This window comes from uncultured Winogradskyella sp., assembly GCF_963975125.1.
In the GTDB taxonomy this organism is placed as follows: domain Bacteria; phylum Bacteroidota; class Bacteroidia; order Flavobacteriales; family Flavobacteriaceae; genus Winogradskyella.
Window position 1 is genome coordinate 1 of sequence record NZ_CAXBGB010000013.1, and the last position, 15985, is coordinate 15985.

Here is a 15985-nt window from a genome sequence, read left to right on the forward strand (position 1 = left end):
CGACCTCTAGTTGATGAAACCAAATTTAGAAAAGAACATCAACTGAGTAACCTACCAGTGATTGCCTTATTACCTGGGAGTCGAAAACAAGAAATTACTAAAATGCTTGGAGTAATGCTGAGTTTGGTTAATAATTTTAAGGATTACCAGTTTGTTATTGCAGGAGCTCCAAGTCAAGATTATGATTTTTACAAACGTTTTATAAAACAAGAGAACGTTAGCTATATCCCTAATAAAACATATGATTTATTAAGTATTTCTAATGCGGCTTTAGTCACTTCTGGTACTGCTACTTTAGAAACAGCTTTATTTAAAGTTCCTCAAGTGGTTTGCTATAAAGCTAATGCCATTTCTTACCAAATTGCAAAACGTATTATTACATTAAAGTATATTTCGTTGGTTAATTTAATTATGGATCGCGAGGTGGTTACAGAGTTAATTCAAGGAGGTTTAAACAAAAAACGTCTTAAAAAAGAATTGACTTCAATTTTAGAAACTGAAAAACGCGAACAGCTCTTTTTAGATTATTACGAGTTAGAAAAAAAACTTGGTGGAAAAGGTGCTAGTGATAATGCCGCTGAATTGATTTATAAAGCTATTACATAATATGAAGCGAATTTTACCTGTTTTATTCTTACTATTAGTTGCCAGTAGTTGTAAATCTAAAAAATCATATTCCAGTAAAAAAAGGCAAACACATACTGTTAAAGTTAATACGCCTACAAAACCTTCTAAAGAAGCAGAACGTATTGTAAAATATGCTAAGACTTTTGATGGTACGCGTTATAAATATGGTGGTACTACAAAACGCGGTATGGATTGCTCTGGTTTAATCTACACAAGTTTTAAAGAACATAACATCAATTTACCCAGAACTACAGCAGCACTTCAAAGCACTGGGAGTTGGATTGACCTTAAAGAAGTAAATGTTGGTGATTTAATCTTTTTTGCCACAAAAAAAAACAGTCGTAAGGTGAACCATGTAGGTATTGTAACCAATGTAAGAACAGGAAATGTAGAGTTTATACACGCTTCTAGTAGTAGAGGTGTTATGATATCTTCTTTAGCAGAAAAGTATTGGTATTTTGCTTTTGTACAGGCACGACGTGTTCTGTAATTCTTTTCTTATATTTTTTATTATATTAGTAACTCATTATCATGAAGTTACTGAATTTCACCATAATAAAACTCACCATCTGTTTGGTTATTGGAATTGTATTGGCGCATTATGCTAGTATTGATTTTCAAACAGTTTTATACACTACTGTTGGTCTGGTTGTTTTACTAAGTCTATATTGGGTATTTCTTCGCAAGAAAATAGATCGATTACCTGCTTTTGCTTTGCTAACCTATTTATGCATGATTGGTATTGGAATGACCTCCTATTCCATTCAAGATGAAAGACTTAAAACTAATCATTACACACAAATTAAGTCATATACAGATTTCAATTCAATAGAATTTAAAATTAAAGAGCGTCTAAAACCAGACAATTATAATGAGAAGTATATTGTTTCTGTAACATCATTTAATTATAAAATAGCATCTGGTAAATTGCTAATAAACATTAAACGAGATAGTTTGAATAAAACACTATTTGTTGATGACGTTTTATTTGTGTCTTCAAAATTACAAGATATTCAAAAACCTTTAAATCCGCATCAATTTGATTACAGTAAATATTTAGAATTAAAGCAAGTTTATCATCAACTCTATTTAAAATCGGATGACATAGTATTGCTTTCAGATTCTAAAACCACAATTTATGGTTATGCTGATGCATTGAGAACTCGCATCAACTCAAAATTAATCGAAGCAGGATTCAAAAGTGAAGCACTCAGTATTATGAATGCTTTACTATTAGGTCAACGCCAAACCATTGATAAAACGATTTATAATGATTATGTGAATTCTGGAACAATTCACATATTGGCTGTTTCTGGGCTTCATGTTGGAATTATATTGTGGATTCTAAATTTTTTGTTCAAACCTCTACTCTATCTTAAATACGGAAATTATATAAGACCCATAATCTTGGTTACTATCCTTTGGTCGTTTGCTGTTATTGCAGGCTTATCGCCTTCTGTTACTCGTGCAGTTACCATGTTTAGCATTATTAGTATAGCAATGCATCTCAAACGGCAAGCAAATATTTACAACACTTTAGTGATTTCGGCATTTGTAATTCTTCTATTTAAACCTACTTTTTTGTTTGAAGTTGGTTTTCAGATGAGTTATTTGGCTGTTATAGGTATTGTTAGTGTACAGCCAATAATCTATAAATTGTGGAAGCCAAAAAATCTGATTTTTGATAAAATTTGGCAAATTTTCACAGTGACTTTAGCTGCTCAAGCTGGAGTTGTTCCTATAAGTTTATTCTATTTTCATCAGTTTCCCGGATTGTTCTTTATTTCTAATATTGTCGTGATTCCTTTTCTCGGATTAATTCTAGGGTTTGGCTTATTGGTAATTGCCTTAGCACTACTGAATATATTACCAAACTTTATGGTCGTAACTTATGGTTATATCATTGATAGTTTAAATGCTTTTATAGCTTGGGTTGCACAATTTGAAAACTTTCTGTTTCGAGATATTCCGTTTACAATATTTCAGGTCATTGTAAGCTATTTCATTATCATGGCTTTGGTACAAGTCTATAAATTCAAGAGCTTTAAGTGGATTGCTCTTAGTTTGATTGGAATTCTTTGCTTTCAAGGTATTTTATTCTACAATAGAGACAAAGCACAAAATGATGCTTTCATAGTTTTTAACAAAAGTCGCTATTCAATGATTGGGCATCGACAAAGTAATCAATTGGTCGTCCATCATAATTTAGATTCTATAAAACAAGAAACTGACAATGTGATTAGAAATTATAAAGTTGGTGAGTCTATTGAGAGTATCATGAACGATAGTCTTCATTCTGTTTATAAATTTGGTGGTAAAATCATTTTAGTAATTGATAGTTTAGCTGTCTTTAAAGGTCTTTCTTTTAAACCTAACTTAATTCTATTACGAAATTCACCAAAACTCAACCTCAATCGCGCTATTGATAGTTTAAATGCTGAACAAATCATTGCTGATGCCAGCAATTACAAATCTTATATAAAACGTTGGAAAGCTACTTGCGAGCATAAAAAAATCCCTTTCCATCAAACTAACGAAAAGGGAGCTTTTATTTTAGATTAAAAAATCTTATTCTTTAAACGTTGGTTTAAAAGATCTATAATATTCATTAAACTGCTTTTGTTTTGTCAATTCCTTGTATTTATCACTTTGAAACAATTTTAAATACAACTCTAACTGTTGTGGTTTTAAATAGCCAGTTACTGGAGTTATAAAATTAGCCTCTTCATCAAAAAACACCATAGTCGGATAAGCTCTTACCTTAAGATATCTTGCAAATTCGTGTGAGCTATTACGACGGTTCGCCTTTGTGGCATCATAATTTGGATTCTCAAATATTTTACCCTTATAAGAAACCGATTTATTGCCTTCTGCATTAAACTTTACAGCATAAAAATGCTCATTTACATAATTCACAACATCTTCGTTATGAAAGGTATTCTTATCTAACATTTTACAAGGCCCACACCAATTGGTATAGACATCCATAATTATTTTTTTTGGTGCTGTTTTTTGAAGCTCCATGGCTTCTTCTATCGTCACCCAATTAATCTCTTTTGTAGTTTTTTTAGTAATTGGCTTAAAGGATGCCAGTATAACTATAAGTACTAAATATCCAAAATTTTTCATTTGTAGATTTTCATTTTATTAATAAGGGCAAATGCAATTTGTTAGTCACTATATTAGATAGTCTTAATAAAACTAACTCTCCTCAATTCATAACTTATTTGTTGCAAAAGTTGATTCGAACTTACAAAAAATGCTCCTTTTCTAGGAGCATTTTACATTATTTTAACTGTTTTAGGTTAGCGCACTCCATGCATTAGTTTTTTAATTACGGGATATAATGCTGCAGACAATACTCCTAGACCTACAGCAACGGCTGTTAGCAACCAAAAGAAATAACTTAATCCTTCTGTTTTTGCTATTCCTTCTGAAGCTTCTCCAAAAACACCAGCCAATTTCATACCAATTGCAACAGCTAAATACCATATTCCAAACATCATAGCTATCATTCTACCTGGTACTAGTTTACTAACATAAGACAAGGCAACTGGCGAAACGCACAACTCACCCATTGTATGGAAAAAGTAAACTAATACTAACCATACCATGCTTACTGATGCCGTTTTAGCACCAACCGGAATATCTGCAGAACCAATTGCTACACATGCCATTCCTATTCCTAATAAAACCATTCCTATGGCGTACTTCATATTTGCATTTGGATTGTACTTACTCTCCCACCACTTAGAAAAAAGAGGTGCAAAAGCAATAATATAAAGTGAGTTTAAAACCCCAAACCAAGAAGCTGGTACTTCAGCAATATCTTTTAAATATTCTGTATATAACATCCAAATAGCTATTATCCAAATAATTACAAAACTAGTAGCAAGCAATATATTTGATAAGGCATATTTACTAAATGTTCTTTTGAATAATTTCCATAGCACCCAAGTAATAATAGACAATGGAATAACTGTCATCAGTGAATTTACAACCTTAAAGGTAAGAGCAGAGTTACCTTCCAAAACTCGCTCTGTATAATCTCTTGCAAAAATAGTAAGAGAACTTGGTGCTTGTTCAAAAATAGCCCAAAAGAAGATAGTGATAAACGCAAAGAAAACAACAGCTAGCATTCTATCTCTTGTTACCTTTTCGTATTTAGGTATTCTAATTACCAGCAGCAGTATAAATAAAGCGAGTGCAAATAGTATTACAAAGTTTGATCCTGACAATCCGAAAAAAGAAAAATCAAATAAATTATAAGCACCTTCAGAAATTTTGGATATTGGATCGTTTAAAACCCATGCCAGCCCTAAAACAGAAGCTATTGCAATTAAAACCAATTGAAAACTTGTAAATGGGTTTAATTTTTCACCTTTGTCTTCTGTTTCATCTTCTAATTCTTCAATTTGATTCTCTGGCTTTAACCCAATATCACCAAAAATATTTTGTGCAAACCAGAATTGCAATAACCCAAATAGCATAAATACACCAGCTAATCCAAATCCCCAAGACCAGCCAACTTTTTCACCTAAATACCCACAAAGTAAAATCCCTAAAAATGCACCCGAGTTAACTCCCATGTAGAAAATCGTATAGGCTCCATCCTTTTTTTCTGGTTTCTCTTCATACATTTCAGAAATTATGGATGTCATATTAGGTTTAAAAAAACCACTTCCAAACACTAATAAAGTCAATCCCGAATATATAAAAAAGGGAGTTTCTATAGCCATAGAAGCATGACCCAAAGTCATTAACAATGCACCAACTACAACAGCCCATCTAAAGCCAATTACTTTATCAGCCATGTATCCACCAAGCAGAGTTGATAGATAAACTAAAGATGTATAAGTTCCAAAAATGGCAAATGCATGTTCTCTTGGCCAGCCCCAACCACCATCCATCAATGATGCCGTAAAAAACATAACCAATAGTGCTCGCATACCATAATACGAGAAACGCTCCCACATTTCAGTAAAAAATAACACAAATAATCCGGCAGGATGCCCTAGGACTTTATCCTTAAAAAGATGATCTAATTTTGACTCCATAAAATTGAATTTTTAGTAAAGGAAAAACCCTTACAAGTAAATTTCGCAAGGGTTTTATATGATTGTTTTTTAATTATCTGCCAATTCGAAACCTTCGGCTTCATCATTATGCATTTCAACTTCATTATCTTCTGCTCCATGAGTTAATCGTTTTAAGGGTTTTAATAACGCTATTACTAAAAGACCAAAGGCTACTGTAAATATTACAATTCCTGTGAAGATTGTGTACTCGCCAAAATGCTCGGATTTTTCACCTAAAATTCCAGCTACTTTACCACCAAGACCAGTTGCCGCGAAATATAATCCCATCATTAAAGAAGCATATTTCACTGGTGCTAATTTTGTGACAAATGATAACGATACAGGCGAAGAACATAATTCTCCAATAGTATGAAATAAATATGCTAAAACTAACCATTGCATTCCTGAGCTTCCATTTGTTTCATATTCACTTACAGCAAAAATCATAAACACAAAACCTAACCCCATTATAATTGTTCCAGTTGCCATTTTAAACAAAGAAGATGCCTCTTTATTCTTTATTTTACGTTTAGCCCAAATGTTTGCAATCCAAACAGCTAGCAAAATAATAAACCCAGCATTTAATCCTTGAAACATTGGTGTTGGTATTAAATAGCCAAATAAAATTCTATCTGTTTTTGTTTCGGTATAAACACTCATTAATCCACCTGCTTGCTCAAAAGCTCCCCAAAAAACGATTACCAATAAAAAAGATAATAATAATACTAAGAAACGATCTTTCATTATTTGAGTATCCAGGCTTTTAAAAATCATCATCATTAATCCTACAACGAACGAAAGGAAAATAAATAAAGCTCCATAACCCCAATGATCTACTCCTTCAAATGTAAACCCTGCATAAAGGGATAACACTATTAACACTATAAAAATCACTAAATGAATAGGCGATTTAAATATATTAGAGAAGATTTTTACCATAGAAATATCATTTCTCTTATCCTCCTCAGTTGGTTTATTACCTACATGAATGATGTATTTTTGTCCCCAAATATATACTAATAAGCCTAATAACATTGCTATTCCTGCCATACCAAAACCAGCATGCCAACCCCATTTTGCAACTACCATTCCTACAAAAGTAGTTGCTAACAAAGAGCCTAAATTAATACCAATGTAAAATATTGAAAACCCTTTATCTCTACGGATATCTCCTTTTTTATATAAGCCACCAACCATAGTTGAAATATTTGGCTTTAAGCAACCTACTCCTAAAATAATTAATCCTAACCCTATAAAAAAGGCCCAATCTGCTTCAATTGCTAATGTTCCGTGTCCTAAGACTAAAATAACGGCACCTAACATTACAGTCTTTTTTTGTCCTAAAACTTTATCTGCTAAAATTCCACCAGGAATCGAAACAACATAAACTAACATCACATACCAACCATATAATTGATAAGCTTCTAATTTTGTCCAACCTAAACCTGGTCCATCTGCATGACTAGCTTGTGCAATCATATAAATTACAAGTAATGCTCGCATTCCATAATAAGAGAAACGCTCCCACATTTCGGTAAAGAATAAAACATATAATCCTAAAGGATGCCCAAAAAGTTCTTTTTGATGCGGTTGTTTAATTGTTGTTGACATAAAATTTATATTAGTTAGTTGTTAGTTTAGATTTTAGCCTTTAATTTTAGATGATGCGTCTTCTTCTTTATCATTCTTTTCGAGTTTATCTCCTAAAGTTTTATTGATAAAATTAGTCATCTTTTTATATAAATGTAATCTTGTATTTCCTCCGTAAATACCATGATTTTTATCTGGATACACCATCCATTCAAACTGCTTATCTGCTTGGATCAAAGCTTCGACCATTCGCATGGTATTCTGTAGATGAACATTATCGTCACCAGAACCATGAATTAACAAGAAATCCCCTTCTAATTTATCTACATGGTTGATTGGAGAATTTTCATCATACCCACTCGGGTTTTCTTGTGGCGTTGTCATGTAACGCTCAGTATAAATCGTATCATAGAATCTCCAACTCGTCACAGGTGCCACAGCAATTGCCATTTTAAAAACATCTTTTCCTTTAAACAAAGCATTACTACTCATAAAACCTCCATAACTCCAGCCCCAAATTCCAATTCGAGTTTCATCTATATAAGGTAAAGCACCTAATTTTTTAGCTGCTGCGATTTGGTCTTCAACTTCGTATTTACCTAATTCATTTTGAGTCACTTTTTTAAAGTCAGCACCCTTAAACCCTGTTCCTCTTCCATCTACACAAGCAACAATATAGCCTTGTTGTGCTAACATTTGGTACCAATAATCGTTTGCACCATTCCATCTATTTGCTACTTGCTGAGAACCTGGACCAGAGTACTGATACATAAACAATGGATACTTTTTACTAGCATCAAAATCTACTGGTTTAATCATCCACATGTTTAAGTCGTTACCATTGACATTTATTTTACTAAATTCTTTTTTTGAAGTCACAAAACCAGTTACTTTCTTAGCTAGTTTATCATTGTCTTTTATACTTTTTACAACATTACCAGATTTTGAGCTATTCAATGTATATTCTGGTGGAGATGTCGCGCTAGAATGTGTGTTTATAAAATAGGTGAAATCTGCACTAAAAGAAGCACTGTTGGTGCCATCCGTTTTGGTTAATCGTTTCTTGTTCTTTCCATTTAACTTTATAGAATATACATCTCTATTTATAGAACCGTTTTCAACAGATTGATAATAAATAGTATTCTGCTTTTCATTAAAACCATAGTAGTTGGTCACTTCCCAGTTTCCGTTTGTAACTTGGTTAATTAACGTACCGTCCTTTGCATAATGGTAAATATGATTGTAACCATCCTTCTCACTCGTCCATATAAAACTATTATCTTTTAAAAATGTTAGATTAAATGTAACGTTGATATAGGCTTCATTTTTTTCAGCCAAAACCAAATTAGAAGACATGCTTTTAGAGTTTATCATCCAAAGATCTAGTTCATTTTGATGACGATTCATGTACTGAATGCTTAATACATTAGCATCTTTAGTCCATTCTAATCTTGGAATATAAAAATCTTTATACTCTTTATTCACTTTAAGTTCTTGAAGTTTTTTAGACTCTAAATCGTATAAATGTAAAGACACATTAGAGTTTGCCTCGCCAGCTTTTGGGTATTTAAAAACTTGCTGGGTTTGGTATAAACCCGACCCAAAAACATCCATTGAAAATTCTGGAACTTCTGTTTCATCAAAACGAATAAATGCAATTTGGTCGCTATCTGCATTCCAGTCAAAAGCTCTTACAAAACTAAACTCTTCTTCGTAAACCCAATCGGTGATTCCATTTATGATTTTGTTCTTCTCACCATCAGAAGTGATTTGTTCTACTTTACCAGAAGCTAAATCTTTTACGTAAAGATTGTTTTCAAAACCATAAGCAATTTTTGTAGCATCTGGCGATAATGTTGGTTCTTGCACCAAATCATCAGATACTTTAGTCACCTTTTTGGAAGCAATATCATAGATATAAAACTCACCTAGAGTTGAGCGTCTAAAAACAGGTTTAGAATTCGTCGTTAAAATGATTTTAGATTCATCATCACTAAAGCTATAATCAAAAAAACCTTGAATCTCTGCTATATCAACAGAAGACACCAAGGTTCTTACTTTTTCTAAAGTTTTATAATCGTAAATATCGATTGTAGCTGTTCTATTTTGCCTATCGAAATTTAAAACCGAATACTGTTTACCATTCTTCAAAGAATGCAAGGCTTGCATCTCTTCGGTTCTAAAAGTTCCACTCCAAATATCTTCGAGTGAAATTTGTTTTTCTTGACAATAAATTAAAGAGGTGGTTAAAAATCCTACAATTGCAACGACGTGTCTTAATTTCATTTGAGCGTTTTGATTTTCCTTTTAAAAGTCACACGGAACATCCTTATTACAATGCATTCTGAAATTGATATCAGAACACGGATGTTTCATGTATGTCATTTTTCAATATAGCAATGCCAAGTTTACTAAAAATTATGCAAAAAATCGCTATTATTAACAGGAAATCGGCAATTAATGAGAGTTAATGCACACATTTTATACCAATCCTAAGTATCTTTGTCCTTTAAATTTAAAACAAATATGCCAAACGCTATTTCTGGCTTTTCTAAGCTTTCAAAATCTGAAAAGATTGGATGGCTTTTAGACACCTATTTTACGGATAAAAAAGCAGCGCTAACACTGGTAAAACAGTATTGGAATACAGACCAAAAGCTTCAGAAATTGCATGATGAGTTTATAGAAAACACAATCACAAACTACTATTTACCCTTAGGTGTTGCACCCAACTTTCTTATAAATGATTCCCTTTTTACGATACCAATGGCTATAGAAGAAAGCTCTGTAGTTGCTGCTGCGAGTAAGGCAGCCAAATTTTGGTATGACAGAGGTGGTTTTAAAGCAGAGGTGATTTCAACTGAAAAAATTGGTCAGGTTCATTTTATGTATGAAGGCGACTTTGAAAAATTAGAAAGTTTTTTTGAAACTGTAAAGCCTAAATTAATTGCTTCAACTTCTCATATTACTAAAAATATGGAACAACGAGGTGGTGGTATTTTAGATCTTGAATTACGAAACAAATCAGAAGATTTAAACAACTATTATCAATTGCATGCAACATTTGAAACTTTGGATGCAATGGGAGCCAATTTTATAAACTCGTGTTTAGAGCAATTTGCAAAAACTTTTAAGACAGAAGTTGAAGAAAACTTAGAAGATGATATAATTATAATTATGAGTATCCTCTCTAACTATGTTCCTAATTGTATTGTAAGAGCCGAAGTCTCCTGTTCCATTTCAGATTTAAAAAGTAAAGACATTAGTAATCCTGAAATCTTTGCTCAGAAATTTAAACAAGCTGTAAATATTGCAGAAGTAGAACCTTTTAGAGCTGTCACACATAATAAAGGCATTATGAATGGTGTTGACGCTGTCGTATTAGCTACTGGAAATGACTTTAGAGCTGTTGAAGCTGGTGTGCATGCCTATGCTTCTCGAAATGGAAGCTATTCTAGTTTAACACATTGCAATATTGATAATGACATTTTTAAGTTTTGGATTGAAATCCCTTTAGCACTTGGCACGGTCGGAGGTTTAACAAGTTTACATCCGCTAGTAAAGTTTTCATTAGAAATGCTCGAAAAACCTACCGCAAAAGATTTGATGCAAATTGTGGCAGTTGCTGGTTTAGCGCAGAATTTTGGAGCTTTAAAATCCTTAACTACTACTGGTATTCAAGAAGGACACATGAAAATGCATTTGATGAATATCTTAAATCAGTTTGAAGCTAGTGTAGATGAGAAAACTAACATTATAGAACACTTTAAAACCAATGTGGTAACCCATAGTGCGGTAGTTGAAGCAATAGAAAAACTAAGAAAATAATTTGAAAACCTTTAGAAGCAACGGTAAGTTATTACTTACTGCAGAGTACGTCGTTTTAGATGGAGCAAAAGCTTTAGCAATACCAACAAAGTATGGGCAAAATTTAACCGTTGAAAAAAATGCAACGAAAAATATCGTTTGGAAAAGTTATAATGAATTAGACGAAGTTTGGTTTGAGGATGAGTTTTTAGTAAATGACAGTGCTACGAGACTTAGATTAAAGGCCAAAAATTATACTGATATTTCTAAACGATTGATTCAAATCTTAAGAGAAACTTACAATCTAAATTCAGGGTTTTTAAATTCTAAACAAGGCTATACTATTACAACACATCAAGATTTTAATAGACTTTGGGGTTTGGGTACATCTTCAACACTTATTAATAATATAGCTGATTGGGCACAAGTTGACGCTTACAAGCTTTTAGAAAAGACTTTTAAAGGAAGTGGTTATGATATTGCCTGCGCGCAAAATAATACTCCTATAGCGTATCAATTAAGATTTGCTAGAAAACCATTAGTTGAGACTTGTGATTTTGACCCTAAGTTTAAATCACAACTTTACTTTGTATATCTTAACCAGAAGCAAAACAGTAGAGATGGCATTGCTGCTTACAGAAAGAAAGCTAAAGTTGACCCTATAATAATAGAAGAGATTAATACAATTACCGAAGCTATAATATCCTGTGAATCACTTTTAGAATTTGAAAAGCTTATAAACACGCATGAAGCTATTATTTCTAAACTCATTGACCAAAAATCAATAAAGACTAGATTATTTAAGGATTTTAAAGGAGCTATAAAAAGTTTAGGTGCTTGGGGAGGAGATTTTGTTTTAGTGACTTCTGAAATAGATCCGAATCTTTATTTTAATGAGAAAGGTTTTGATGTTGTGATTCCATATTCTGAAATGGTTTTAGGTTAAAAAGATGCTCTTACAAATCCTGATTTCACACCCCTAAAGTCCCCTCAAGGGGACACTCTTCCAGTGATACTTTTTAGAATTGTCCCCTTGAGGGGACTTTTGGGGTGTTTTTAAAAATTATATAAACTAAAAAAGGCTTCACATTTCTGTAAAGCCTTTTTTATATAATTAAGCTCAGTTTAGTAAACCGTCTTAGCTCTATTATCTTCGATATCAGCAGCTTTTTCTAATGCTTGATATACTTTATTTTGTACTGCATTTCTACGTTCAGTACTTAATCTATTCATAATTGCAGTGTAGTTCTCTAGCTTGGTTGCTTCACTGATTTTTGTCACTTCAATAACATAAACACCTTTCTCACCATCAATAAGCTTAGATGTTGCTCCTTCTGCTAATCCAAATGCTGCTCCTACAACTTTAGGCTCAACTCCTGCGCCAGATAAGGTTGTGTTTTTTAAAGTTACAGCAGCAGCAGTTCTTGTGCTTTGACCTTGGTTTTTTGCAATATCATTTATCGTAGTCGCTGTAATTTTTCCACGAATCATTTTCGCTTTCTTTTCTTTTCTTATTTCTGGTAGAGCAGTTATAGAAGCATCTTCAACACTCATTAAACCTTCTTCTTTTTTCTCTACTACTTTTGCTACAATAAATCCGAAATTAGAAACTGGGAAATTTTTAAACTCACCTACATCTGTATCTTCATTGAATGCCCAACGCACAACTTCTCTCTGACTACCTAAGCCAGGAATATTTTCATCTAATTCCTTAAATGTCATTGGCTTCACTGTTAATTTGCGCTCTTTGGCTAATTCATTAAAGTCACTATCTTTGGCAGAAATTTCGAACTTAGACATTTTATTAAACACATCACTTAGTGTTTGATCAGATGGTTCAATCTTATCTGCTATAGTTGCTATTTGTACTGTTTTACTAAAGCTCTTTTGCTCTAGTATCTCAATAACGTGGTAACCAAAAGATGTACCAACAACATCAATATCACCTCTTTTATTATCAAAGGCAAACGTTTTAAATTCTGGTGCCATACCAGCATTGTAAGCAAATTCTATCTCACCATCTTTTTCATTACTCACTTTATCAGATGATAACTCTAGTAAATCCATAAAACGCTTTCCACCTTTTATCTGAGTTAAAATACTATCTGCTGTTTCTTTCGCTTCCTCTTGTGTTTTAGTAATAGACGCATCTGCTCTTTGTCCTCCTGCAAAAGGAATTAAGATATGACGTACCTTAACTGAATCTGGCATTTGCTTTATAGCAATGATTTTAGATAAGTTAAAGTACTCCCCTTCTTTATATGGCCCATAATAATCACCAACACTAAGCTTTATTAAAGTATCTTTAGCTACAGCTGGCAATTGCGCTGCTCGCCAAAATGTATTGTCGTACTTTATATCTGAATTAGAGTTTACAAATTCTGCTATATCAGTTGCTGTATCGAAACCAGAAATAATATCCGCATTTTTACTGCTTTCATTATACTCCGTTCTATCACTCTTTAAAGCTAATAAATCTGTTTTAATTTTATCTTCATCTGCTTTAGAAGCTACTTCTTTAAACTCTACATAAACCACTTCTCTGGTTGCATCTGCTTTAAACTTCTCCGCATGGTCTTTTATGTAAGCTTTAATATCGCTTTTTGAAACCTCAATTAAGCTATCTGCAATACTTGTATATGGCACTTGTACATAGCGTATATCTACAGTTTTAGCATCACCCAAGTAATCATCTTCAGCTTCAGCTATAGTTGTACCAACACCAGCTTTAATCATATTATAATACGTTTGCTGAACAGCATTTGCAGCAATAGTTTGTTCATTGTTTGTCCAACTATCATAATTAACTAAGAAGTTTCCAAGAGGAGCTGTATCACCTTTTAAGTCCCTTAAATTTGCAATAAAAGCATTTAAACGGTTGACATCAAAAGTCCCATTCTCATCTTGAAACTCAGGATATGAAGAAAAACTGGTTTTCAATAAATCTCTCATTTCATCTTTCTCAACAGACAATTCTAACGCGTCAAACTCTGATTGTAAAACAATCTTACGAAGTTCTTGGTTGTAAATTGCATTCATAGACTGCGTGGAAGTTTGTCTTCCACCAGACCTGTCTTGATAGTTTTTTACTTTTTGCTGAAATTCTGTACGATTGATATCTTTCCCATTAATAGTAGCAACAACATCTTGTGCTCCACCAGTTAAGGCATCAGAATTCTTGAACAAATCGCCAATTACGAATGAAAATAATGCTAATGCGATAACTAATATCAATATCAGTGAGCGTTGTCTAATTTTATTTAAAACTGCCATAGTCTTTTTGTATAGTATATTTTGGTGTAAATAAGTCTGCGAAAATAGTACTTTCTAACAAATTATAAAAGGAGAAGTGTAGTTTTTATGCGTGTTGAAAGTGTATTAGTCCGTCGTTAGGATTTTTAGAAGAACTACGTCTATTTTTGTTGAAGACACCTCTTCGATGGTAAACCTAAAATTCTCTATTTGTACATCATCATTTTCATGAGGAATTTCCTCTGTTGCATTAACTATTAAACCACCTAAAGTTTCATAATTTTCACTCTTAGGAAGGTTAAGTTTATAGGTTTCATTAATATAATCAACTTCTAATCTTGCTGAAAATTTATAAGTATTTGGACTAATTTCTTCTTCAATCATTTTAATAGTATCGTGCTCGTCTTCAATTTCACCGAATAATTCTTCAATAATATCTTCAACAGTCATAATTCCCGATGTCCCACCATATTCATCAATAACCACAGCCATACTGCGACGTTTTTTGGTGAGGATATTAAGCACATCTTTAACAAGAATTGTTTCAGGAACAAAACCAACAGAAATAATAATTGATTCTATCGATTTCGGTTTTTTAAACAACTCAAACGCGTGTACATAACCTAAAATATCATCCACGCTATTTTTATAAACAATGATTTTAGTTCTGCCTGTTTCTATAAACAGTTGACTTAAATTTTCTATGGATTCTGAAATATCGACTGCAGTAATCTCTGTACGAGGCACCATAACTTCTCGTGCCTTTACTTCTGAAAACTCTAATGCATTTTTAAAAATTTGAATCTCACTATCTACATCATCATCATCTTCAACCGATTCCATTTGTTCACTGATATAATTACCAAGCTCAACTTTTGTCATGGCTAGAGCAACATCTTCACCTGTAGCATTAAAGATGTTTTTTAAAACCGCATCTGAAATCCAAAGGATAAAATCTGAAACTCCTGAAAAAATGAGATAGAATATATATGTTGGAAGTGCTAACACCTTTAATAAGGTATTTGCATAAATTTGAAAAAACACTTTAGGTAAGAATTCTGCTGTGATTAAAATAACTAACGTCGAAATTACTGTTTGAGTTAATAATTGTAAATCCGTAAACAAATACGTTAGCAATGTACTATCTGTTGGTAATATAGATTTAAACCAGCGCACTAAAACATCACCCATTTTAAATCCATAAATAACCAAGGCAATATTATTGCCAATAAGCATGGTCGCAATGTATTTGGATGGTTTTGCTGTAAGTTTACCGAGAATTTTTCCTAAAAAATCACCTTGCTTCTTCTCTAATTCTATGTGAATTTTATTAGAAGAAACATAAGCTATTTCCATACCTGAGAAAAAGGCAGAAAGTATAAGCGTAGTGATGATAATGACTATATCAACAGTCATAAATTACTGTTTATTACTGTCTTCAATCTTTTTTTTGAAGCGCTTTCTAAAGAAAAACATAAATAGAGCCAGAGCTGCTAAGAATAACATTAAATAAGACCTGCCTCTATCCTCAGACCATATAGATGTAGCTTTCCATATAAACATTACGGCAAAAATAAGGTAGGCGTATTGAAAGAAGTTTAATATTTTCATGAGTTAGAAGTAAAGTTTAT

General features: G+C 32.6%; 11 protein-coding genes and 1 pseudogene. 5 read left to right on the forward strand and 7 right to left on the reverse strand.

The features are described from left to right. From AAC053_RS03350 to AAC053_RS03360, 3 genes and pseudogenes are all read left to right on the forward strand, one after another. Positions 1-606: pseudogene (locus tag AAC053_RS03350) on the forward strand (lipid-A-disaccharide synthase); the annotation flags it as partial. Between the two features lies 1 nt (position 607). Beyond that, on the forward strand, positions 608-1117 hold the full coding sequence (locus AAC053_RS03355; protein ID WP_339752799.1) for a C40 family peptidase: 510 nt from the start codon (positions 608-610) through the stop codon (positions 1115-1117). A gap of 41 nt (positions 1118-1158) precedes the next feature. Continuing rightward, a complete protein-coding gene (locus AAC053_RS03360) occupies positions 1159-3189 on the forward strand; it encodes a ComEC/Rec2 family competence protein (protein ID WP_339752801.1) in 2031 nt (676 codons plus the stop codon). Between the two features lie 6 nt (positions 3190-3195). Here AAC053_RS03360 and AAC053_RS03365 read toward each other — a convergent pair whose 3' ends face one another. The 4 genes from AAC053_RS03365 to AAC053_RS03380 all read right to left on the reverse strand — a co-directional run bounded on the left by AAC053_RS03365 (position 3196) and on the right by AAC053_RS03380 (position 9581). Then, positions 3196-3756, reverse strand: coding sequence for a thioredoxin fold domain-containing protein (locus tag AAC053_RS03365; RefSeq protein WP_339752804.1), 561 nt, complete (start codon positions 3754-3756; stop codon positions 3196-3198). A 176-nt stretch (positions 3757-3932) separates the two neighbouring features. Continuing rightward, positions 3933-5684, reverse strand: a complete 1752-nt coding sequence (locus AAC053_RS03370; RefSeq protein WP_339752807.1) for a peptide MFS transporter — start codon at positions 5682-5684, stop codon at positions 3933-3935. 69 nt (positions 5685-5753) lie between these two features. Continuing rightward, complete coding sequence (locus AAC053_RS03375) at positions 5754-7316, reverse strand: peptide MFS transporter (protein WP_339752809.1); 1563 nt, start codon at positions 7314-7316, stop codon at positions 5754-5756. A 33-nt stretch (positions 7317-7349) separates the two neighbouring features. Continuing rightward, the gene (locus AAC053_RS03380) at positions 7350-9581 is read right to left on the reverse strand and encodes a S9 family peptidase (RefSeq protein ID WP_339752811.1); all 2232 of its coding nucleotides are present in this window, start codon (positions 9579-9581) and stop codon (positions 7350-7352) included. Between the two features lie 240 nt (positions 9582-9821). On the opposite strand from AAC053_RS03380, the gene AAC053_RS03385 reads away from it, so the two are divergent. Beyond that, the gene (locus AAC053_RS03385) at positions 9822-11123 is read left to right on the forward strand and encodes a hydroxymethylglutaryl-CoA reductase, degradative (protein ID WP_339752812.1); all 1302 of its coding nucleotides are present in this window, start codon (positions 9822-9824) and stop codon (positions 11121-11123) included. 1 nt (position 11124) lies between these two features. After that, complete coding sequence (locus tag AAC053_RS03390) at positions 11125-12048, forward strand: GYDIA family GHMP kinase (protein ID WP_339752815.1); 924 nt, start codon at positions 11125-11127, stop codon at positions 12046-12048. Between the two features lie 179 nt (positions 12049-12227). Here the strand turns inward: AAC053_RS03390 and AAC053_RS03395 are convergent, their stop codons facing one another. The 3 genes from AAC053_RS03395 to AAC053_RS03405 all read right to left on the reverse strand — a co-directional run bounded on the left by AAC053_RS03395 (position 12228) and on the right by AAC053_RS03405 (position 15965). Then, positions 12228-14375 carry a SurA N-terminal domain-containing protein gene (locus AAC053_RS03395; protein WP_339752817.1) on the reverse strand — a complete coding sequence of 716 codons (2148 nt, stop codon included), beginning with the start codon at positions 14373-14375 and terminating at the stop codon, positions 12228-12230. Between the two features lie 105 nt (positions 14376-14480). Next, positions 14481-15770, reverse strand: a complete 1290-nt coding sequence (locus AAC053_RS03400) for a hemolysin family protein (protein ID WP_339752819.1) — start codon at positions 15768-15770, stop codon at positions 14481-14483. A 3-nt stretch (positions 15771-15773) separates the two neighbouring features. Then, a complete protein-coding gene (locus tag AAC053_RS03405; RefSeq protein ID WP_339752821.1) occupies positions 15774-15965 on the reverse strand; it encodes a hypothetical protein in 192 nt (63 codons plus the stop codon). Positions 15966-15985: the final 20 nt, after the last annotated feature.